This window comes from Rhodopirellula islandica, assembly GCF_001027925.1.
In the GTDB taxonomy this organism is placed as follows: Bacteria; Planctomycetota; Planctomycetia; order Pirellulales; family Pirellulaceae; genus Rhodopirellula; species Rhodopirellula islandica.
The window spans coordinates 47,897-71,587 of record NZ_LECT01000001.1; the positions used below are offsets into that span (position 1 = coordinate 47,897).

Annotated in this window: 10 protein-coding genes (1 of these 10 running past the window's edge); 8 read left to right on the forward strand and 2 right to left on the reverse strand. The window is 57.1% G+C overall.

Annotation, left to right across the window (positions count from 1 at the left end):
* The 5 genes from RISK_RS00125 to RISK_RS00145 form a co-directional block, all read left to right on the forward strand.
* A protein-coding gene (locus RISK_RS00125; RefSeq protein ID WP_160311379.1) for a hypothetical protein crosses the window boundary here: on the forward strand, window positions 1-9,771 show its end. It extends 18,711 nt beyond the left edge of the window; the window shows 9,771 of its 28,482 coding nt (coding positions 18,712-28,482); the start codon falls outside the window, past its left edge; it ends in the stop codon at window positions 9,769-9,771.
* A 284-nt stretch (window positions 9,772-10,055) separates the two neighbouring features.
* On the forward strand, window positions 10,056-11,009 hold the full coding sequence (locus RISK_RS00130; protein WP_236695896.1) for a DUF58 domain-containing protein: 954 nt from the start codon (window positions 10,056-10,058) through the stop codon (window positions 11,007-11,009).
* A complete protein-coding gene (locus tag RISK_RS00135) occupies window positions 11,006-13,048 on the forward strand; it encodes a vWA domain-containing protein (RefSeq protein ID WP_047812226.1) in 2,043 nt (680 codons plus the stop codon). Before RISK_RS00130 ends, RISK_RS00135 begins: the two co-directional genes overlap by 4 nt.
* A 57-nt stretch (window positions 13,049-13,105) precedes the next feature.
* Window positions 13,106-15,097 (forward strand): ABC transporter ATP-binding protein, encoded by a 1,992-nt coding sequence (locus RISK_RS00140; RefSeq protein ID WP_047812227.1) that lies wholly within the window; start codon window positions 13,106-13,108, stop codon window positions 15,095-15,097.
* Window positions 15,098-15,189: 92 nt separating this feature from the next.
* Window positions 15,190-17,397, forward strand: a complete 2,208-nt coding sequence (locus RISK_RS00145; protein WP_047812228.1) for a sensor histidine kinase — start codon at window positions 15,190-15,192, stop codon at window positions 17,395-17,397.
* Between the two features lie 479 nt (window positions 17,398-17,876).
* Here RISK_RS00145 and RISK_RS32050 read toward each other — a convergent pair whose 3' ends face one another.
* Together RISK_RS32050 and RISK_RS00150 are read right to left on the reverse strand one after the other, a co-directional pair.
* A complete protein-coding gene (locus RISK_RS32050; protein ID WP_160311380.1) occupies window positions 17,877-18,026 on the reverse strand; it encodes a hypothetical protein in 150 nt (49 codons plus the stop codon).
* Window positions 18,027-18,707: a transposase gene (locus RISK_RS00150; RefSeq protein ID WP_047812229.1), complete on the reverse strand. Its 681-nt coding sequence runs from the start codon at window positions 18,705-18,707 to the stop codon at window positions 18,027-18,029. It abuts the gene before it with no gap.
* Between the two features lie 1,323 nt (window positions 18,708-20,030).
* Here RISK_RS00150 and RISK_RS00165 point away from each other — a divergent pair.
* Genes RISK_RS00165 through RISK_RS00175 form a run of 3 tightly spaced genes read left to right on the forward strand, consistent with a single transcriptional unit; the run spans window position 20,031 to window position 23,687 of the window.
* The gene (locus tag RISK_RS00165) at window positions 20,031-21,005 is read left to right on the forward strand and encodes a hypothetical protein (RefSeq protein ID WP_047812232.1); all 975 of its coding nucleotides are present in this window, start codon (window positions 20,031-20,033) and stop codon (window positions 21,003-21,005) included.
* Between the two features lie 8 nt (window positions 21,006-21,013).
* The gene (locus RISK_RS00170; protein WP_160311381.1) at window positions 21,014-22,675 is read left to right on the forward strand and encodes a DUF1573 domain-containing protein; all 1,662 of its coding nucleotides are present in this window, start codon (window positions 21,014-21,016) and stop codon (window positions 22,673-22,675) included.
* Complete coding sequence (locus RISK_RS00175; RefSeq protein ID WP_083434684.1) at window positions 22,662-23,687, forward strand: DUF1559 family PulG-like putative transporter; 1,026 nt, start codon at window positions 22,662-22,664, stop codon at window positions 23,685-23,687. Before RISK_RS00170 ends, RISK_RS00175 begins: the two co-directional genes overlap by 14 nt.
* Window positions 23,688-23,691 lie beyond the last annotated feature (4 nt).

Sequence of the window (23,691 nt, forward strand, 5' to 3'; positions counted from 1 at the left end):
CCGGCTTATGATGGTTTGTTGGTCCCGGCGATGTCGGCCAACGTGATTGATGCACGCAGTCGCCTCGGGGTGGCAGGAGATGTGGTCGTGATTCGTCAGACCGATGGCGAAACACGTGTGGCCGAGCAAGTTGCCGGTTACGCAGCAACCGACCAATACAGCGTCGCGATGGCGGTGGACCGTGCTAGCTACACAGGGCACATGGCTCATCTGACGTTGTCAGGTTTGGGGACGGGGTTGGAGCTGTCAGTTGATGGAGGCTTGACTTGGGCATCCGCTGCGACGATCGCCTTTGATCCGTCCAGCAACGCCACTTGGTACGAGGCCAGAACCGTCCAGTTGCGAGCCATTGGGGACACCGTTGCCTCCGGCGACCTTGTCTCAGGGATCCAACACAGCCTTGTCTCCACACACGCGGGTTTGGATGGAGCCTTCGTTCCTGGTGTGGATGTGCAGGTGGTGGATGACGATCAGGCCGGGCTCATCATCGAGCGCGCTCCTGGTCAAGATTTGCTGATCGAAGGACGCAGCGATTCGCTTGACCCGACCGAAAACGGAAACGCTTCAGCCAGCTACAGCGTCCGTCTCAATCGAGCGCCCACGTCGAACGTCACAGTCACGCTCACGCACGACGCGCAAGTCAGCTTGTCACAAACGACTCTGACCTTCACCCCTGCCAACTGGGATCAAGTTCAAGCCGTCACGGTGTCAGCGGTCAACGATGTTGCTTTGGAAAGCGAAATGTCCAGCATCGTGGGGCATACGCTCAGCAGTGCCGACGTGGACTTTCAGTCTGCTCAGCCAATGCAGTTGAGCTTCACGGTGGTCGACGACGACACGCCGCAGGTGGTTATGCAGGCGAGTGTTACCGGCAATGCGGTGTTTGCAGGGATTGGAGGTGCCGGAGCCTTCGAGGATACCTACACGGTTCGTTTGAGCCAGCAGCCCACGGGCACCGTCGAAGTCGGCTTGAAGACCGATGGTGCGACCTCGTTCTCGGGTGGTCGCGTGATGTCAGCAGGCGGTGACCATGCGACGCCCTATGTGGTTTTTGATGCATCGAATTGGAATCAGCCGGTGACGATCACGCTGTCAGCGGTGGCTGAGTTCACGACCTCGGAAGACATTTCTGTTTCGTCACACCAAGTGGCTGGTTTTGATGGACCGCTTCAGATCGATGCGTCGGCGGTCGCGGACACGGGCCTGATCAGCTTCACCGAAGCAGTGATGTTGCCAGCGGAACAGACGCAGGCCGCTTCGCCGGTTGCCGACACAGCGGATGAAAGTCAGCAGACCGATCGGATCGAAGTCTTCCAAGACGGTAGCCAAGCGGATGACTCTCTGTGGCTGACCGCCAGCCAAATGACTGGCTTGGGAATGACCAGCGACAGCCTGAGCGTTCCGGGCCAAGGGAGCGATCCGGCGATCAGTTTCAACGCCGGTGTGGCGTACGCTGGTGCTGAGATTTTGGAGACCTTCTTGGGGTCAGGAAATGACTCGATTCAAATCGCGGGCACCGCTGTGGGAGCGATCACCGTGATCCATGGTGGCGGCAACCGGGAAATCTCCCCGGGCGTGATGGGCGGCGATCACTTTGTTGTCACCGGCGGTGGCGTCGATGGTGATTTGGATGCTGAAACCGACCAGGATGCACCGTTGATCTTGTTGGGTGACACGTTTCAAGATGGTCGTGATTTCGCCGGGCAAACCGGCAACACCGCGGGACTGGCTTTGCGTTACGACCATGATGGGAACGATGTTTTCGACATCACTTCGAGCCAAGGCGTGACTGCCTATGGTGGCGGTGCAAATGACACGATCCGTGGCGGTAGCGGCAATGATTTGTTGTTGGGCGGTGGTGGCCAAGACAGCATCGAAGGACGCGATGGTCATGATCAACTGTTTGGCGATTCCGCAATCAACGCGGACCTTCGCACCCGCTTCGATCTTGCCACGGATGTTCTGACCATCACGACCGTCACGGATGTGGCGAACACCGCGCCCAATCGCGACTTGCTGGGCGGGCACGACGATGATCTGTTGGGTGGCGCTGGCAACGACCTTCTGTTTGGTGATCATGGCAGCGTCACGCTGGCTGTGATTCGTCCGTTCGATGATGGCGGCAATGCTGATCCGGCCGACGATGTGGCGGCTTCCACTCGCCTGCGTTTACTGACGAATCGCGCGGTGCTCAGTGCGGTCACGGTCGAGGATTCGATCGGCGGTTCCGACACGTTGTCGGGTGACGACGGCAACGACCGCGTCTTTGGCGGTTTCGGGTCTGACTTTGTGAACTTTGACCGCAATGGAGTTTCGCTGACGCCAGAATCGGGCAATGACATTCTGATCGGTGACGGCGGACGACTGACGTTCTCACACACTGACAACGTTGTTGAGACCGATGGTTTTGGAATCCTCACGCAAGCGAGCACCGAAGCGAGTGGCGTCGGTGCAGCGGACTTGATGACGGCCGGAGTTGGCCGGATGGTGATCCTTGGCGGTGCAGGAGCCGACCAGTTGTTGGCAGGAGCCGACAGCCTGGAAGACGTCATCATCGGTGACGAAGGTTCTGCGTTGTTCGACGACCAAACGGGCGTGCTGACGAGCGTTCAATCGACCAACTATTCGATCGGCAGCGATGATGTGATCACCGCTGGCAATGCACGCAATGTGCTGGTTGGCGGTGCGGGTGCCGATACGATCACCGGCGGCAGTTCGCTCGATGGCGATATCATCATTGGCGACAATGGTCAGGCGTTGTTCACCGCGGGGGTTCTCACCTCGATCGCATCATTGGAACCCAGCGTCGGCGGTGTCGACACGATCATCGCTGCGGCAGGACCGGATGTGGTCCTGGGCGGAGCGGAAGGTGACCAGATCAACGCGGGCAGTGATGCCGACGGTGACGTTTCAATCGATGTCGTGTTGGGCGACAACGGCCAAGCGACGTTCACCACCTCGGGCGTGTTGATTGAAATTGAAACCACGGCCCCGGGCATCGGTGGCGCGGACACGATCTCGACTGGTCAGGGCAGTGACATCATCCTCGGCGGAGCGGACGCGGATCAGATCACCGGTGGTTTGGCGGGTGAGACTGGCAACGATGACGATGTGATTCTGGGGGATGAAGGTGCAGCGTACTTCGACGCCATCACCGCACTTGCCACACGCGTTGTTTCGACTTCGCCGTCGATCGGTGGCAACGATGTCATCGACGCGGGCGATGGACGCAACATTCTGTTGGGTGGCCAAGCAGATGACACGATCACTGGCGGCAGCAGCTTGTCAGGCGATGTGATCTTGGGTGACTCAGGGGAAGCCTTGTTCACCGCGGGCGTTCTCACCTCGATCGTTTCATTGGAACCCAGCGTCGGCGGTGTCGACACGATCGTTGCTGCGGCAGGGCCGGACGTGGTTCTGGGTGGAGCGGAAGGCGACCAGATCAACGCGGGCAGCGATGCGGACGGCGACGTCTCGATCGATGTCGTGTTGGGTGACAACGGCCAAGCGACGTTCACGACGACTGGCGTGTTGATCGAGATCGAAACCACGGCCCCGGGCATCGGTGGCGCGGACACGATTTCGACTGGCCAAGGCAGTGACATCGTCCTCGGCGGAGCGGATGCGGATCAGATCATCGGCGGCGTGGCCGGTGAGATCGGCAACGATGACGATGTGATTCTGGGCGATGAAGGTGCGGCGTACTTCGACGCCATCACCGCACTTGCCACACGCGTTGTTTCGACTTCGCCATCGATCGGTGACAACGATGTCATCGACGCGGGCGATGGACGCAACATTCTGTTGGGTGGCCAAGCGGATGACACGATCACTGGCGGCAGCAGCTTGTCAGGCGATGTGATCTTGGGTGACTCAGGGGAAGCCTTGTTCACCGCGGGCGTTCTCACCTCGATCGTTTCATTGGAACCCAGCGTCGGCGGTGTCGACACGATCGTTGCTGCGGCAGGACCGGACGTGGTCCTGGGCGGAGCGGAAGGCGACCAGATCAACGCGGGCAGCGATGCGGACGGCGACGTTTCGATCGATGTCGTGTTGGGCGACAACGGCCAAGCGACGTTCACCACAGCGGGTGTGCTGATCGAAATTGAAACCACGGCCCCGGGCATCGGTGGTGCGGACACGATCTCGACTGGCCAAGGCAGTGACATCATCCTCGGCGGAGCGGACGCGGACCAGATCATCGGCGGCGTGGCCGGTGAGATCGGTAACGACGACGACGTGATTCTGGGCGATGAAGGTGCAGCTTACTTCGACGCCATCACCGCACTTGCCACACGCGTTGTTTCGACTTCGCCGTCGATCGGTGGCAATGATGTCATCGACGCGGGCGATGGACGCAACATTCTGTTGGGCGGCCAAGCGGATGACACGATCACCGGCGGCAGCAGCTTGTCAGGCGATGTGATCTTGGGTGACTCAGGGGAAGCCTTGTTCACCGCGGGCGTTCTCACCTCGATCGTTTCACTGGAACCCAGCGTCGGCGGTGTCGACACGATCGTTGCTGCGGCAGGACCGGACGTGGTCCTGGGTGGAGCGGAAGGCGACCAGATCAACGCGGGCAGCGATGCGGACGGCGACGTTTCGATCGATGTTGTGTTGGGCGACAACGGCCAAGCGACGTTCACGACGACTGGCGTGTTGATCGAGATCGAAACCACGGCCCCGGGCATTGGTGGCGCGGACACGATTTCGACTGGCCAAGGCAGTGACATCGTCCTCGGCGGAGCGGATTCGGATCAGATCATCGGCGGCGTGGCCGGTGAGATCGGCAACGACGACGACGTGATTCTGGGCGATGAAGGTGCAGCGTACTTCGACGCCATCACCGCACTTGCCACTCGCGTTGTTTCGACTTCGCCATCGATCGGTGGCAACGATGTCATCGACGCGGGCGATGGACGCAACATTCTGTTGGGTGGCCAAGCGGATGACACGATCACTGGCGGCAACAGTTTGTCAGGCGATGTGATCCTGGGTGACTCAGGGGAAGCCTTGTTCACGTCTGGTGTGTTGACCACGATCACGACCATTGCTTCCGATCAGGGCGGGGCCGATATCATTGATGCTGCCAACGGGCCGGACATTGTTCTTGGCGGTGGCGGAAACGATTCCGTCAACGCCGGAACCGATGCTGCGGCGGATGTCGTGATCGGTGATAGCGGCGTGGCTCACTTCACGAATGATGGGCGATTGACCGACCTGACGACGATCGATCCAACTCTTGGTGGCGACGATGATATTTTCGTCGGTCCTGGTCCGGATGTGGTTTTGGGCGGGGCCGGTTCGGATGCGGTCGACGTGGACCGAAACACAGGCGTCCAAAGTGTGGGCGACGCTGACCGAGACATCGTCCTGGGTGACAACGGCAACGCGTTGTTTTACACAGATGGTGGTGGGCAAGTCCTGACGCAGATTCAGACTTCGGATCCGGCTGTCGGCGATGATGACTTCATCAGCACGGGTGCTGGTGCGGACATTGTCTTTGGCGGTGCGGCGGACGACTTCATCGACGCTGGCAATGACGCCAACGGAGACGCTTCGCCGGACATCGCTCTGGGCGATAACGGGATTGCGACGTTCAACGATGCTGGGCAATTGCTGGTTGTTCGCACGACATCTCCAGCGATTGGTGGCAACGACACGATCTCCACCGGCGGGGAGAATGACATTTTGCTGGGCGGAGCGGCGGACGACGTGGCCGATGGCGGTGCGGGACGTGACGTGTTGCTGGGCGACAACGGTGTGGTCGATTTTGTGATCGCGGACGAAGACCCGACCACGGTCGACAACATCATCACGTCGGATCCGACGATTGGTGGCAATGACACGCTGCACGGTGGGGCTGGCAACGACATCATTGTCGGGGGCACAGCCGACGACACGGTGTACGGTGGCGAGGGGCATGACATCATCTTGGGTGACCACGGCGAAGTGGACTACACCTTGCCGGTGGATGAGCAGGTCATCAGCCGCTTCATCAGTAACGCGGACGGAGGTGGTGCGGACACGATCTACGGCGAAGACGGCGATGACTTTGTCTGGGCAGGGCAGGGTGATGACACTGTGTATGGCGGCGACGGCCAGGATGATCTTCTGGGTGGGCACAACGTTCCGTTCGGCGACGATGGCGACGATTTGTTGTCTGGTGATGCGGGCGAGGATGTCATCCTGGGTGACAACGGGATCGTTCGTCGCGAACTGTTGAGTGAGCAGTTGGGGACGTGGACCACTTATCTGGCACCTTTTGATTCAATCGTGATTCGCGAAGTGGTTCCGTTTGACGATCAGGACAAGATCGGCGGCGATGACACGCTGTTGGGTGGTGACGGGCAAGACATCGCCATCGGTCAGCGGGGCAACGACACGATTCGTGGTGGCGAAGGCAGCGACGAAATCACGGGTGGCTTGGGCGCTGACCAGATCTACGGCGATGAGGGGCAAGACTTTATCCTGGCAGATGCAGGGAAGATCTTGCGTGACTTCGTTGCCGATGGATCTCCACAACTGAATTCGGATGGCGTTTGGCATCGTGATCTGATCACGGAAGAAATTGGAACGATCACAGGCATCTTGGAAATGGATCCAACGCAGGTCGGCCTCGATCCTGAGTTGGCTGAGCAACTGTTGGCGGCGGATCAAATCGTGTTGGCCAACGTGGTGCTTCCCAATGGATTGCAACATCGCAACGCAACGACAGGGCAAGTCGTCAATGCAGTGATCTTGATTGACCTGGAACCAAGCGATGACGACTTTGTGGATGGTGGCGACGATCGCGACATCATCCTTGGGCAGCGAGGCGACGATGACTTGCGTGGCGGCGCTGGCGATGACACCATCGTCGGCGACGGAGCCATCAATGCCGTTCCAGTCGAAACGGACATGCCTCAGATTGCTGCGTCGACGCGTTTGATCGGGATTCTGTCCGGTGCGGACCTTTCAAACTACCAAGTGCAATTGGACGTGCTGGGCAACGTGATCGTCCCCGAGTTGCTGGCTCAACCTGGCGACTTGGTTGCTCAAGAACCGGTGTGGCAGCGTTTTGCTGGGGTCAACTCGGAGCTGGCCCAGATCGCGGCGGAAGATTGGCTGACAACTTCCGGGGGGCTGGAACTGATTCCTGCGATTGCCTTGACCCCGACCGTGATCGGCCACGCGGATCAATTGGCAGGGAACGATCGTTTGGACGGCGATGGTGGCGATGACCTTCTCATTGGCGACAATTGGTACGTGGAGACTCCCGTTCGCACTGGGTTCGATCCGATTGCGGATGCCCAGCAGGCAGCAGCCGACAGTTTTGTGGGCGTGATGCATTCCTTGGAAGACCTGGCATTGGATGTCGATGTTGTCCGGTACAAAGTTCACGGGCAATCGCTGCCCATGCGGAACATCGAGATCGGCAACGACACGATCAACGCTGGCGATGGGAACGACACGGTCTTTGGCGACGATGCGCAATACGACCTTGTTTCAACCGCAGTGCTGCCCGGTAGCGAAGCCATCCCAGAACGGGCTGCTGAGCTGCTGAAGTACTATGGTCGCATTGAAATCCTTGGCTCCGATGCAACGCACCTCGTTTCGGTGGCGCACGTTGGCGTGATTGACACGTTGTTGGAGGATGCGTCCGTCCAACGGCCTGGTCTGCCAAGTCTCAGTGCCAGCGACGTGGAGTTCCTGAGATACCACACGTTGGTTCTGGGGGAGGATGAGATTTCAGGCGGTGCCGGCGACGACACGCTGGTCGGAGGCGACGGTTGGTGGGTCGCCCCCTTGGTGACGGGCGCAACAGGGGACTTGCCCAACTCGGTCAGCCCCACGGGGATCTCCGGAGAGCCATTGGCGCAATTGCGTGTTGCCTTGGATGACCAGTATGAACAGCAGAAGGATGCTCTGGCGCAACGACGTGCGCTACGAACATTCAATGTGGCGACGGAACTGGAACATCGTGATTCGGTCAGCAAGATTGCGTACGTTCCGGCACTGGACCGGGAGCTCGACAACGATGATATCAACGCCGGGGCGGGCGCCGACATCCTGATCGGTGACCGCGGCGTGATTGCCATGCCATTGGTTCTGAACACGCCGGCCAACGCGACGGAACTGCAAGCCCTCGACATTCACGTTGAACGGGTGATGGACCAGATTTCTCGCAATGCGCGTGATCGATCCCCGTTCCACTTTGAAGACTATGTCGGGCGCGAACGCCAATTGCTGGAAGCAGGAGCGGCATTGGGACCAGGAGATCGCCAAGGTCAGATTTATGCCAAGTGGAAGATTGGCGAGGATGACCTGGAAGGGGAAGCGGGCAACGATGTCGTGATGGGTGACAACGGAGTGTCGATCACCACCTTGGGTGTCGATGACACGAGTGCTCCGATCCCGTTGACACGGACGACCTTCGAAGCCGGTTACATGGACGATTCGATGGAGGCGTTTGTGAAATCGCCAGCATTGAAACGTGTTCAAATGGATCTGTACGGAGACCACATCAGTGGCGGCGACGGGAATGACGAACTGCTGGGCAGCTTCGGAGAAGACTTGCTCGATGGGGACGAAGGCGACGATGTTCTACGCGGCGGCAGTGAGTCTGACCGATTGCAACGCAGCAGCGTTGGCGATTCGTTGCACAATGACGGGGGCGATTATCTGCGTTTCGAAATCGCTGACCAGATTGGCGATCAAACGTTCAACACGCTGTCCGCGCCTGCTCTGAAATGGATGGTCGATGTTGCTCAAGGCAGCGGACTGCCTGCGAGCGGCGGAGCGGATGGCGGATCAGGCGGAGAGTCTGGGGGCGGTGGGGAAACCGTCGAACCGGACACGCGTCTCGTCAGTGTGCAAGGCGATGGCGTTGCCGCCGTTGGCCAGCCGACGACGTTCACTGCCGTCGTCGAGGATTTGCCCGAAGACGCGGTTGCGATCTTTGCTTGGACGGTTCTCAATTCGACTGGAGCGACGATCGACGGTGGCACGGGTGCCACCTTCACCTTCACCCCTCAATCGAATTCCGTCTTCACGATTCAGGTGCGTACGACGGACAATGCCAATGGTGCCGGCGCCGCAGAGGTGATCTTGCAGGCTGACTCATTGATCAGCCAAGTGGATCCAACCGATCCCGGGAAATCGATTGTCACCATTGGCGGCACTGCCGATTCGGACAACATTCGTCTGTTCGGCATCTCTGGCCAACCCGATGCCATTGAAGTTCGGGTCTACGATCCAACCGCGCGACGCTGGGACACCCAGACCTACACGAATGTCAGCCGCGTGGTGGTTTATGGTGGGGCCGGCGATGACGACATCACCGCGGAGCGTGGTCTAAGTGTTCCTGTCAGTTTGTTTGGCGGTGAAGGCGACGACAAACTGCGAGGTGGTGACGGCAGCGATTTGATCGTCGGTGGAGCAGGCGAAGACCGGATCTACGGCGGCGATGGACGCGACATTCTGATTGGCGGTTTTGGTGCCGATCGATTGGACGGTGACGGTGGAGAAGACTTGCTGATCGCGGACCATGTTCCGCTGCTCTCGGGAAGCCTGGACGCCGATCGCTTGATCCAAGCCTGGATCGATTCCGATCAAGACGTGGAAGACCGCGTGGAGACCATTGTCGCTGAACTTGCCGACAACTTGATTTCCGACGGTGCTCGCGATTCCTTGAATGGTGGCGTTGATTCGGACGCTTACTTTGCTCAGCTGTCGGATCGAACTCGGGTTGCTCGAGACGACTTTTCGCATCTCTATCGGGCTGGCTAAGCAGGTGTCTTCGGGTATGTGAGCCGTTTGGCGCTCGCCACGGTTCCCACGAACAACCGGGGCGAACGCCCAAACGGCTCACAGGATGAAACCCAAGCATTCCTGCCGACCTGCTCAGCACGATCGGGCCGGTGGTCGGTGATGGTTGACGTATTCTCGGCGGAGGATCGTCGCCAAACGGGCCTGTCGGGCTTGGTTTTTCGCGGTTTTGACACGCATTCGTTTGCTCTTCCATCAACGCGGTGTGCGCTACACCCGAGCGTGAATCAGGTAAACTGCTACCCATGAGCAACGCACCCGCTTCGTCGACGACCGATCCTACGCCCGCTGCCAGCACCCCGGCCGATGCCAAGCGGCAAGCGTCCGGGCCGTTGTTGACCCCTGCCTTGTTGGGTCGACTGGAACGGTTGGAGCTGGTTTCTCGGAAGATCTTTCGAGGGCGGATGAAAGGCGAACGCATCAGTCGCCGGAAAGGTCAGAGCGTTGAGTTCGCGGACTTTCGAAATTACGTGCCGGGCGACGACCTTCGATTGATCGATTGGAATTTGTACGCTCGCTTGGATCAGCTGTTTCTGAAGCTGTTCCAGGAAGAAGAGGACCTGCACTTTCATGCGTTGGTCGACACCAGCGCGTCGATGAATTTTGGCACGCCAAACAAACTGCATGTCGCCAAGCAACTCGCCGCCGCGCTCGGGTATGTCGGGCTTTGTCATGGTGACCGGGTTTGTGTTCGAGCCATGGGGCAATCCGGTCACAATGCTCCCGTGCTTCGGTCACGTGGTTCGTTTTGGAAAATGTTGAACTACTTGGACGGTTTGTCGGGAGGCGAAAATGTTTCACTGCATGACGGCGTCAAGGACTTTGTGACGCGAGGTGGCGGCAGCGGCGTGGTCGTGCTGATCACGGACATGATGGACAAGGAAGGCTACGAATCGGCGCTGCGGATGTTGGTCGGTCGGCAAATCGATGTGTTTGTGCTGCAGGTGTTGTCGCAAGAGGAAATCGACCCTCCGTTACGAGGTGACCGGCGATTGATCGATGTCGAAGACGGCGATGCGGCCGAAATCACGGTCAACCAATTTGTGTTGGACAAGTACCAAGCCAACCTCAAAGCCTTTCTCAATGAGATCCGGCAATACTGTGCCAAGCGGTCGATTGTGCACGTGATGGTTCCCACCGACACGCCGATTGAAACCGTGGTCACCCAGTACCTGCGAACTCGTGGGGTGGTGCGATGAATGATGGTGCCATGAGTTGGATCCCCGCCCTGTCGGGAGTGTGGCCGTGGGTGGTGTTGGCGTGCGTGCCTGTGGGCATCGTGCTGCTTTACTTCTTGAAGTTGCGACGCGAACCGGTCGAGGTTCCGAGCACCTACTTGTGGTCTCGAACGATCGAGGATCTGCACGTCAACAGTTTGCTGCAACGGCTTCGCAACAGCCTGCTGTTGTTGCTTCAATTGTTGGCGGTGTTGTTGGCCGCGTTCGCCTTGTTCCGACCGGGCATTCGGGGCGAAGCCAATTCGCTGGGCCGGATGGTGTTTCTGCTGGATACTTCGGCCAGCATGCAAGCACCGGCGGGAGACGCCAAGGGGCCATCCTTGAGCAGTCCAGGGGAGGGCGGTCGCAGTCGGTTCGAAGAAGCTCGCCGCCAAATCGGTGACCGCATCGACACCATGACGGACTCGGAATCCGCGATGCTGGTGACGTTCAGTGACCGCGCCGAGGTGATGCAGGCTTTCACGTCCGATCGCAATCGTTTGCGAGATGCACTGGATCGATGTGAGGTCACCAATCGACCGACGGATATTCTGGGGGCGCTGCGGGCCGCGGATGGTTTGGCCAACCCACGCCGGACCAGCGAGATTGGGGACGTCAACGATGTCCAGGTGGCCGATGCGATGCCCGCTGAGTTGATCCTGTACAGCGATGGGAACTTTGGCGATGTGACGCAGTTCAGTTTAGGGAACTTGCAGCCGACCTATGTTGCAATTGGATCCGATGCGGTCCGCAATTTGGCAATCGTTTCGTTCTCCGCTCAGCGTGATTTGCAGAACCCCGATCAGATCCAGGTTTTCGCGACCGTGCTGAACACGGGCACGTCGGATGAGTCCACCGAAGCATCCTTGTACATCGATCAAAACTTGGTGGATGCGGCTACGGTTGATTTGGAACCGGAGGCTCAGACCGGTTTGTCGTTCACGATTGAATCTTCCGATGCGGTTGCATTGAGATTGCAATTGGACGGCGAGGATGATTTGAAAGTGGACAATGAAGCCTTCGCAGCGTTGACTCCCTCCGGGTTGGTCTCGGTGTTGGTGGTCACACCTGGCAACCGAGCTTTGGAACTGGGCCTGACAACGCCGAAGAGTCAGCAGATCTCAGCCTGCGAATTTGTGACGCCGGACTACATGGAAACCGACGCGTATCAAAAACGGGCGTCATCGGGTCGCGATGATTTGATCGTCTTCGATCGTTGTCGACCCAAGGCACCTCCGCTGACCAACACGTTCACGATGGGGGCGTTGCCCAATGACGGTTGGAAGTGGAAGACGGAGTCAGGAGCGTTGACGTTGATCGACATCGACCGAACGCATCCGGTGCTGCGGTACTTGGAGTTGTATTCGTTGCTGGTGTTTTCCGGTCGAGCCGTGGAAGGGCCGGCGGGCTCGTTGACCTTGGTGGAATCGGACGTCGGTCCGGTGATGGCGATCGCTTCGCGCGATGGATACCAGGATTTGGTGTTGGGGTTCCCGCTTGTCAGCGAAGACGAGTCGGGGGAGATGCAGGCCAACACCAACTGGTACGCCGAACGGTCTTGGCCGGTGTTTCTGTTCAACGTTCTGAGGAATCTGGCCGGTGCGGCTCAGTCTTCCGGGGCGCCGAGTTACCAGCCTGGGCAGACCGTGATGGCCCGCTTGGAAAACGTTCTGGAATCGGTCGAAGTGGTTCGGACAGTGGGGCAGGGCAGGGCGGAATCGTTGGGCAAGCAACCAGTCGGTGCGGGGGGCGTGGTCGAAATCGTTTCCACGTCCCAGCCCGGCAATTATCAACTTATCGCTGCCGAAACCGATCAGGTGGTGGATCGGTTTGCGGTCAATTTGTTCGATGCTCGCGAAAGTCGATTGGCAACGCAGCCGACCGTTGAACTGGGGTACGAGTCGGTGGAGGCGACCGAGGCCGGGATCGAGGTGCGACGCGAATTTTGGCGACCCTTGTTGATCGCGGTGTTGCTGTTGATGGCATTGGAGTGGTGGTTCTATACGAGGCGTTTGGCGTAGGATTGACGGACTTCCATGATTCCATTGGTTGTTTGTTTCCACGCACACTGTTGTTAGATGCCGAGTTCGCCCAGTCGCCGTCGTTTTGAAGCTTATCGTCAAGCGGTTCGCGATCGTCATCGCCGAGGGAATCAGGACACCGAAAAAGACTTGTCCAGCGGCCGTGGCGGGCATCATCATGGTGGCGGTCCTGGCGGGAAAAAAATTGGGACCCGAGACCGATCGTTTCGTGAGTTGTTCCTCGCTTTTTGGCAACTGATTGCGGGGCAAAGAGGGGCCATTGTGACCGCCCTGGCGTTGTTGACGGTCAGCATTGGGTTGCGATTGATCCCGCCCTTGGGGACCAAGTTGGCCATCGACTCAGTGTTGACTCGCCCGCCCAAACCGCTGCCGGATTGGGTGGATGCGATCCCCAATCTGACCGCAATCCTTGGCGACCCCATGTCGTCTCCGATGCGAGTGTTGGTCGCGATCGGATTGATCGTGACGATCCTGACCGCGATCGGAACCGCGGTGAACCTGGTGGGACGTTGGATCGCCACCAAGGCATCCAACAAAACGCAAGTGTCCATCCGAGCGACGGTGTTTGATCACGCGGTTCATTTGCCGCTGCACCACGTGCATTCGATGAAAAGCGGCGGCGTCGCGAGTTTGATTCGGGAAGACGCGGGCGGTGTCGCGGAACTGATTTTCAGCATGCTGTACAACCCTTGGCGGGCGATCGTGCAGTTCATCGGCAGTCTGATCATTTTGATGCTGGTGGATTGGAAGTTGATGCTGGGAGGGATGTTTCTGTTGCCGACCGTGTGGCTGACGCACCGCACCTACATCAACCGCATCCGTCCTCTGTTTCGTGATGTCCGCAAGCAACGGCAGAAGATCGACAGCGGTGCGACAGAAACCTTTGGCGGCATTCGCGTCGTACGAACGTTCTCGCGATCCCGCAGCGAGTCGAGTCGTTACGTGCGGGAAGGTGACTTCCTGGTTCGGCAACAGTTGTTCACTTGGTGGTGGATGCGGATCATTGAAACGATCTGGGAGGTGCTGATCCCGCTCGCTTCGACAGGATTGTTGTTGTACGGCGGCTATCAAATCATCGAAGGCAATTTGACGCTCGGTGATCTGATGATGTTCTTGGTGTACCTGACAATGTTGCTGGACCCATTGGCGACGATCGCGGGCAGTGCGGTCGCGTTCCAAAACAATCTGGCTGGCTTGGATCGTGTCCTTGACGTCTTGGAGGTGGAAGACGAACTTCCCAGTCGTGAGGGAGCGATCTCGTTGCCGTCGAAGCAACTCGTTGGAGACCTGTCCCTTCAAAACGTTTCGTTTTGTTATCCAGGAACCGAAACACCGGTGCTGAAAGACGTCAGTTTTGAAGTGGCCTCGGGGCAAACGATCGCGTTGGTGGGTCGCAGTGGAGCGGGCAAGACGACGCTGACCAACTTGATCGCTCGGTTCTACGACCCCAGCGAAGGAGCGATTTGTTTCAACGGTCGTGATTTGCGTGACATCCAATTGTCGAGCTATCGATCGTTGCTGGGGATTGTGGAACAGGATGTGTTTTTGTTCGACGGTTCCATCCACGAAAACATCGCCTACGCACGTCGACGGGCATCTCGCGAGGACGTGATCTCAGCGGCAAGTGCGGCGGCCGCGGATGAGTTCATTCGCAAGTTCCCCGAGGGATACGACACGGTGATCGGCGAACGCGGCGTCAAGTTGTCCGGCGGTCAACGCCAGCGACTGGCCATCGCACGAGCGATCTTGGCTGACCCTCAAATCCTGATCTTGGATGAAGCGACCAGCAACCTCGATAGCGAAAGCGAGCGTCTGATTCAGGACAGCCTGAGCGAGTTGTTGCAGGACCGAACCGCGTTCGTGATCGCTCACCGATTGAGCACGATCATGAACGCTGACAAAATCGTGGTTTTGGAAGACGGGGAAGTGCTTGAGGTGGGGACGCACAACGAGTTGGTTGCCAGGGGAGGGCGTTACCGCGACATGGTGATGCTGCAAATGGACCAAGGCATGCAGGCAAATACGTGAGACAGGAGGCGGGGGATCCCGTATGATTTGGCAGAAGGGTTTTGGCTTGCAATCAGCGATTCATTCCTAGTGACGCAGGTATTTTGCAGCCGATGACGCATTCGAACTCAGTACCGATTCTCGGCCGAACGATCGATCGTTTGCGAGAATTTGCGGCAGCTCGCAGTTCGGGGCTGGCATGGGGGATCCTCGCCATTTCTCTGGCCGTGACCGCCATCGCCTGGTGGTTGTCGAGCCAGTACATCCGCGATCGCGCTTCCGATCGCTTCCTGTTTCGCGTCAGTGAGATGGAGGTTTCGATCGAGCAGCGAATGATGGAGTACGAGCAGGTGCTTCGCGGTGGCGTTGGTTTGCTTGAGTCTTCGGAGGCCGTCTCCCGCGATGAGTGGCGAACCTACTTTGAGAACTCTCGATTTCAAGAGTATTACCCTGGCATTCAAGGGGTTGGATACAGCCGGGTGGTGGACGCAGATGAAAAGGACGCGTTCGTTCAATCCATTCGCGCGGAGGGCTTTCCGGACTTTGACATCCGCCCTGCTGGAAAACGCAACCGATACACGGCAATCGACTACCTCGAACCCTTTGATTGGCGAAATCAAAGAGCCTTTGGTTTTGACATGTATTCGGAGGAAACCCGCCGCGCGGCAATGGATGCTGCCATCGCGTCGGGGGAGCCCACGATCTCAGGGATTGTCAAGCTCGTTCAAGAAACAGAGAACGATGTTCAGCGAGGTTTCCTGCTGTATTTGCCTCTCTTTGAACGTGATCAACCGATTGAAACGAGTGCCCAGCGAACGGCTGCCGTCACGGGATTTGTCTACGCTCCGTTCCGGACGCGAGATTTGATGACCGGAATTCGGAGGTCGAATTTGTCGGACATTGAGTTCCGTGTTTATGACGGCGTGGATCGGACCGAAGCCGCATTGCTCTACGACAGCAACCAACCATTGTCAAAGCAGCCCAAGGCAAACGACGCTGATTTTGTGCTGGTCAAGCCGCTTCATCTCCGCGGACGCGATTGGACGATCCACTTCGAATCCCAGCCCGGTTTTATCAGCGGTGGCGAGTCGGCGATCAGTTTAGCGGTGGCAAGTGTCGGTTTGTTCGTCGATATGTTGCTGTTCCTGGTCATCGGTTCCATTGGTCGCCAGCAACGCCATGCGGAGACCCTCGCCAAACGAATGACCAGTGAGTTTCGCAAGGCTCAGCAACAGTTCCAAGCGGTATGCGACACCGCTCATGATCCGATCGTGTTGCTAGATCAATCCAGGCAGGTGATCTACGGGAATCCGGCGACCATGGACGCCTTTGGGTATTCGGCAAGCGAGCTGATTGGGACCTCGGCGAGCTGTCTTTTCGAGAGCTCGCTTCGCACCAAGCCCGCAGCGTCTTCCTCGACAACGGATGATGAGCTGATGTGCATTCGAGAAGATGGGGGGACCTTTCCGGCTCGAATCTCTATCTCCTACTGGAATGATGGCGAACAACAGCTCGCGGCAATCATCATTCGCGATGTGACCGAGCAACGACGTGTGGATGCGTTGATTCGCCAGCACATCCGGGAACTAAGTCGTAGCAACCGGGACTTGGATGCGTTCGCCTATGTCGCATCGCATGATTTGCGTTCTCCCCTACGAAACATCAAGCACTTGGCAGATTGGGTGATGGAGGACACTGGCGACCAGTTGCCAGCCGAGAGTGCCGAACACCTGCGGACCTTGAAGCAGTGCATCAGCCGGATGGAGCAATTGCTCGATGACCTGCTTCAGTACTCTCGCGCTGGACGCGTTCATGATCGGGTGACGCAGGTTGATACAGCTGGATTGGTCACAAATATTTTCGGCATGTTGGCGAAGCCTGCTGCGATGCAGGTTGGCATGGAGGGCGAGTTTCCAACGCTTCGGACACTCAAGACACCGCTCGAAACCTGCCTCCGGAACTTGATCAACAATGCGATCAACCACCATGACCGAGAGGACGGGAAGGTGATTGTTTCCGCACTCGATGGTGGCGAGTGGATTCGATTTGTGGTGGAAGACGATGGGCCGGGGATTGCTTCTCGATTTCAAAAGAAGGTGTTCGAGATCTTCCGGACGCTGGGGCCACTGGATTCGAAAAGCTCAAGCGGCATGGGGTTGTCGATCATTAAAAAGACCGTCGAAACTTACGGCGGAAAGATCGAGTTGCAATCCGAATTGGGGCAGGGCACACGATTCATTCTGCATTGGCCAAGAGAGATCGTGATGCCACTCGAAAGTGTTGACGAAGCAGTGGCAGCGGAGTCGGCTGTTCTGCCTTGAACCGCTGGGGCGTTTGCTCCGGCGGAGAAGTCCAGGAAGCAGCCACGACGTGGCGACAGGTTGTCGCCTTCGGCGTCAGCCGATAGGAAGGGAGTTCGACGCATGCGGCAAGTCCTGAAGGGACGACAGGTCGCGCGCCCGTTTGGAAGCACCTGCCGCCCCTTCAGGGCTTCCTCATTTTGCGTTGTTGCTCATCCACGGGCTGACGCCCAATGCCATCCACTTTAGAACCAACCGAGGGGATTTTGTTAGCGGAACGGCGCAAGCCGTCCGGTAAATCGTGGGTGTTTTCCGGCGCGTCACCGGACGGCTCGCGCCGTTCCGCTACAAAGTAGATGGCGTTGGGCTGACGCCCGTGGCGACAGCGAGTCGTCCCGTTGGGACTGGCCCATCCATTTCGGCGATATTGTCGCGCATTCACTGGCTCGTGCCGATGGTGACAACGTGTCATCTTGTTGGGACTTTGTCTGGAAAAGCGGTCAGGCTTTTCGGATGAAGTCGGCGGCGTAGCTTCGGACTTCGCCGCCGTTGAGGACGTGGACCATGCGGAGTTGTTGAATCTCTTGGTCACTGAAGGAGGACATCGGCACGTGAACCGGGTGCGGTGCGTAAAAGGGGACGGGGGTCAATTAGGGGCGTTTCTTTGATCGGGGCCTTCCTCTTGATCGGAGTGTTGACCACAGGTCGTGTTTGTCAGCGAGTTTTTCGACCCATTCGATGTCGCCGAAGGGGCGGCCTCGCTGGACGCTCGTTCGAATCATCCCGATCTCCTTTTCGCTGAGTGCTTGATTGACGCGCTTACTCCAGTTTGCCGTGCGACGGATTGGCCAGGTCGACAAGAGTTTTGGATCTCGGTCGGAATGGTTCGCCCAACGGTGGAATGAACCGTGCTGCCACAGTTCGGCTCGTTTGACCAAATTTGCTCGCACTGGATTCCGTTCCACATATCGGCACACTGTCAGGAAGTGCTCGTCATCTTTGATGGGAAAACTCTTGAAACGCGACTGGTACAGATGTCCTTCGCCTGCGGTGCGGTAGTGAGCGTGATAGCGTTGCGTATGGGTAGCGGTGACCCAACGCAGCATCTTTCCCATTTGCCCGTCGCGATCGGGGCGAAGTACGAGATGCCAGTGGTTTGGCATCAAGACGTAGGAGTAGATTTGCACTTCGTAGCGTTCCAGTCCCTGGCCCAGCACACGCTCGAAGGCCGCGTAGTCTTCGGGCTTGTGAAAAATCTGTTGCTTGGCATTCCCGCGATTCAACGCATGGTAGATTCCGCCGGCCACATCCAGACGTTTTTGTCGAGGCATCACGCACACCTGTAGGGAAAAAGTAATCCTGGAGTCATTGGTTCAGTGACAGTTTACCAGAAAAGACCCCCGTCCCCTTTTTGCTGCGTCGTCCGCATTTTTCTCCGAGCAATTGCTCCAGTAGTGGAAGGAGCATGTCGAAGTACTTTAGGCCTTGAATGTTTTTGCCTTGGATCGTTGACGCTTGCTCTTTGCCTCTGCCTTGTGCGTCAGACTCGCCCGTCGTCAACGCAATCGATTCACGTCGCCGAGGTAAGGGTTTTGAATTCGGATTTGACTTAGGCACGCTAAAACCATCGACAGTGACAACATGGCAGCCCCAAATGATGTCTGCTGCTCGGCGTAAATCTCGTGCCAAGCTCGAGTGCACTTCGCAAGTCTTGTGTCGAACACCATTGCCCTGTTCCCTTTTGAGGGTTGATTGTCTTTCTGCTCAAAAAACAGCTTTGGCGGTTGATTCTCGACTGCCATGTCTCTACCTTTGAATCGAGCATGTTTTCTTAGGCGGGAACTTCACGATCAACTCCAGAAGGTGTTTCGATGAAAATCTCAAGCCCCGGTGTCTCTCACAGTTCCGGTGTCTCTCAAGCCCCGCTGTCTCTCAAGCCCCGCTGTCTCTCACAGTTCCGGTGTCTCTCACAGTTCCGGTGTCGGTTGCAAGCGGTTTTTGCGTTGGCGCTATACGGTGGTGCATTGCTGCTCGCTCCGGTGTCGCTTGCGGATGATCTCGTAGAACACCCCGGTGATTGTTGTCAGCCGATCTCGGAATGCTATGCCCCGCAGATTGTCTGCAGCAGTTACGGTGCTGGAGCTTGCGGTGCTTCTGAGCAGCAGGATCCCGTGGCGGCGAGCAACCGGCAAATGTGTGACAGTCCAGGTCCCGGTGAAACGCCGCCTGGCAGTCCTTGCTTGGAGTCGGACACTGAGTTAGTTAATTGCATGAAATACACTTTTTGCATTTACGACAATGAGCTCGGCCAGTGTGTGATCGTGGATGGGGTGACGACCTACAAGAAAGCACCGGCGGTTTGCGAAGGGATTTGTCAGGAGGCGCTACCAACAGGTGGTCCAGGTTGACATTGGATTGAGTGCAGGTCGATTCCTTGAAAGACCTGGCCCGTGGTTCTTGGGGGATCTGATGGCCTCACTGCACTCATCTGTGTGACGCGCGTGGTGAGTCGATTTGGCTTTGGATCCGGATTTCGAGCCATGTCTGAGAACGAGCGGGATCGTTGTGGAGAGTTGCGAAACATATTCACTGGCGATTCAGTCGAGCTCGCTTCCCCGCGGATGTCTCTTGCCTTTCCATTAAGGAGTCTTCTGATGCAACGATTCATGGTGTGGTGTGTTTTCGGGATCAGCTTGATTGGTGTCTCGAATCCAATCCAACGGAACCACGTTTTTGCGGAAACGATGGACGGTTCAAACAGACAGTTGATTCAGTCATTGATCGCCGTGAATCTATCGGCAAAGCAAGCAGCGGGGCGAGGTGAGTTTCGACTTCAATGCATCGGAAATGATGGTGCCACCGTCAGGGTCTGTGATGCTGAATTGCGTTGCGGTGAAGATGCCTTTGCAATGACGTATGAGGTTCGGGAAGGGGCAACGCTAGAAGAGGCCGAGAAAGCGGAGGAAAGAACTGGCCGAATCATTCGGTGGAAAACGACTCTAGTTTTTGTTGATGATACCCGGAAGACAGCATTCATTTCCTACAACACGGATCATACCCTTCTCGACTGCTACCTGGTGCAACCCTCGCAGTGTTACTTCACCTATATGTCTGAAATCTCGATGGAGGACATTTTGACCTCGAAAGGGACTTGGGATTTCGGTGAGCGGTCCTTCGACTTCGTTGAGAGCGACGAGACGATCCAAGTTCAACTGCTTCACCCGACATCGGACGAGCCGGCGACCATTGAGTTTTCAAAATCACATGGAGGGTTGTTCACGAAGTTTGATCACCCTTCTTCCAAGGCCGCGGCGAGGAGAATCATTTGCGAATGGGATGAAGTTGGCGGCGTAGCCTATGCCAAGAATCTCGAGTATCGCAATCTCGGCGGCGGTGATGTGTCGCCGAGAACGGCGTTTTCATTGAAAGTGCTTGAATTCCAGCCGAATTGTGGGTTGCAAAAATCGGAGTGTCGCTTGGCGTCACTGAATCTCGGAAGCGAGTACACGCAGACCATCGCCTACCAGAACGGACGTTCGAAGGTGATTGCTGCGGAGCTGAATCCAGAAGATGAATTGAAGAATCTTGTCGATCGAATCAAAGTGAAAATTGGGAGAAAGGTTCGATGAGCCGATGGATGCTTGCTGTTGTTTTGGTAGCCCTGCAGGGGTGGTTCGCCATGTTCGCGGCGACGGCTGCAACGGGGGCATCGACCGTTGGATTGCTGAATCGGTCTGGGTTGAGTCGATTGTTGAGCGTGACATGTCTGGTTTTTGATGTCGAGCATTCGACATCCGAAATCGAGCAATTCAGCAATGAGATTGCTTCGCAACCCGCCGCGAGGACGCGTCAAGAAGTTTCGGAATGGTTGACAACGGTGGGCCTCTCGGCGGTTTGGTTGCCGTTTGAGAAAGCGAGGCTGTCAGAACGTTGGTCCGATGGTCAGTCTTTCATTGCACTCGCACACAGTCGAGAATCTGGCGGCGCCCGATCGATTGAATTTGTGTTGTTGACTGGAACGTCCGGTGAGGGGCTGGTTGAAGTGGTTACCGGCGATGTGGTTACTGGCCGCGGCGAGGCCAACTTGGACGAATCGGTCGCAGGGTATGTCTATCCCCAAGTCTGTTTGGTTTCTGAAATGCCTCTTCGAGAAGTTTCGAGCGTGAGCCTTGGGTGGGTCGTCCTGATCGGTTTCTTGGTCGCAATCGCGGTTCTTCGTTATCGAAGCTCAAGCCGGCTACTTTTGCCGGCGATGCTGTTGTTGACTGCGTCGACGGCGACCAAGGTTCATGGTGAAGGTGGGGACCTGCTGTTCGAACCCGCGGTGGTGAGTTTCGGGACTCACGAAGTCAACCCGAACAAGAGTTTGTCGACGAAGGTCACGGTTATTAATCAATCCGACCGAAAGATTGAGGTGGATGCTTTGCGGGTCAGTTGTGGGTGTCTGGATGCGAATCCCGATTTTAGCGAGCTTGCTCCCGGCGAAGCTGGGATCATCGACGTTGAACTGAAGCGTCTGGATGACTTCGTGGGCGACAAGGCGATCGATTTGGTCTATGAAAAAGAGGGGCTGAAACGGCTTCACAAGCTCAGCGTTCGATGGACGCTCGTCCATCCGGTTCAGATTGAGGTCCTGAGTGAAAATGTCGATCGCCGAGTGGCTCAAAGCGGACGAAACGTGATCGATTTTGGCAGGCTACGCAGCGACGAGGTGAAGTCTTGCAGGTTGAGGGTTTCGGGTTCGCGTGACGGCGAGCGGGTTGAAGATTTTGAGATCATCGATATCACCTCCGGTTCTGGTTTTGTCTCGTCTGAATTGGAAGCCGGTGAACCTGTGATTGAAGTCTCCGTTCGGGGGCCGCTCAGCGACATTAGTTCACGGCGGGCGCAAATGGTTGTGCGGACAAGGTGCGATCGGGGACCGATGCCTGATTTAGTGGTTGACTTGCAGCGAATGCCAATTCTGAAGGATGTCTTCGCTGCCAAGCAGCATATTCTTATTTTTCACGGCAAGTCTTTTGGCAATGCTAGCAACGCTAGTCGGCCGGTGTGTGTGCGTGTTGTTTCACGGTCGCGACGCGAATTGCAGGTGGAGGAGGTGGTTTGGGTCAAAGGCGAAGAGCGGGACATCGAATCAATTGAATCAGAGTTGAAGGCATCCGCCGGTGCAGTTTCGGCCTGTGTGAAGATCCCAGAGTCTTTGGAAGAAAAGCAATGGCTTCGGATTCGTCTGAGCAAACCAGAGCTATTGGTGTTTGACATTCCCATCACACAGCGGTTGTTCAATGAGGCAAAGTAGCCGCCCTGCACCACATCGACGCGTCGATGTGGCATTCACCCTTCTGGAGTTGATTGTTGTGATGGCTGTCATTGGGCTGTTGCTTGGCCTGGCCACGACGGCGATCCAGGCTGCTCGTGAATCAAGCCGGCGGACTACCTGCGTGAATCGGCTTCGGCAACTCGATCTCGCCTTGCAACACTTTGAAGGAGTCACAAACGACTTGCCGGGGTTCTGGAATCATCCTTCTCAGCAATCAAAGGCGAGTTTGAGTGGATTTTTTCATCTGCTACCGTTTTTGGAACGCGAGGCTTTGTTTCAAGCGTGGAAAGCGAAGCCCGGTTTCCCATGGAAGCTGGATAGTATGCTTGAGCGGCGCGATACCCCACCACTTTCTGACCCGATCTTCGTTTGTCCGTCCGACGATCAAATGGGTGGTGGAAATTACCGATTCAACGGTGGATCGACGATCAGCTTGTTCAGCACCCATCGAGTTCCATCTCGAAACGGCGACGCTCCTTTTGCTGCCTACGTCGGTGGAAGCAATCGATTGCTGGATGGGCGAAGCAGCACCGCAGCGTTCTCTGAACGATTGAAAAGTCGTCGCGATGGAAGCTACCACCATCATCGAGATATCTTTTTGTCGGGAGCCTATGGCCTTTTTCCTGATGGTTCGCTCACAGACGAATTGATGATTGGAATGGCCCGAGAATTGGGAACACGTCGCCCCGCAAAATTTGAAGATTTTGCCGGATTCACTCCTTTTGCGGGGGGCAAACATCAGTCGGTTTATGACCATGTCTTTGTTCCCAATGAACCGGTGGCATCGATTTCTGCCTATGAAGTTCGGCGTTTGTCCAGTGGCGTCCGTGACGGAGCGATCATGGCTACCAGCAATCATCCCGGTGGTGTCCACGTTGCCCAGTTCGATGGGGCCGTTCGATTCGTTGTCGATACGGTTGACCGAGAGGTCTACCACCAACTGGGAAGCCGTTTGGTTGATCGTGTGGACTCGACGAAGACCAGGCAGTAGCCGG

Bases quoted from the DNA above. Each gene is read 5' to 3' on its own strand.
- RISK_RS00130 (WP_236695896.1), top strand. From the start codon at position 10,056: ATGAGCAACGCACCCGCTTCGTCGACGACCGATCCTACGCCCGCTGCC.
- RISK_RS00135 (WP_047812226.1), top strand. From the start codon at position 11,006: ATGAATGATGGTGCCATGAGTTGGATCCCCGCCCTGTCGGGAGTGTGG.
- RISK_RS00140 (WP_047812227.1), top strand. From the start codon at position 13,106: ATGCCGAGTTCGCCCAGTCGCCGTCGTTTTGAAGCTTATCGTCAAGCG.
- RISK_RS00145 (WP_047812228.1), top strand. From the start codon at position 15,190: ATGACGCATTCGAACTCAGTACCGATTCTCGGCCGAACGATCGATCGT.
- RISK_RS00150 (WP_047812229.1), bottom strand. From the start codon at position 18,707: ATGCCTCGACAAAAACGTCTGGATGTGGCCGGCGGAATCTACCATGCG.
- RISK_RS00165 (WP_047812232.1), top strand. From the start codon at position 20,031: ATGCAACGATTCATGGTGTGGTGTGTTTTCGGGATCAGCTTGATTGGT.
- RISK_RS00170 (WP_160311381.1), top strand. From the start codon at position 21,014: ATGCTTGCTGTTGTTTTGGTAGCCCTGCAGGGGTGGTTCGCCATGTTC.
- RISK_RS00175 (WP_083434684.1), top strand. From the start codon at position 22,662: ATGAGGCAAAGTAGCCGCCCTGCACCACATCGACGCGTCGATGTGGCA.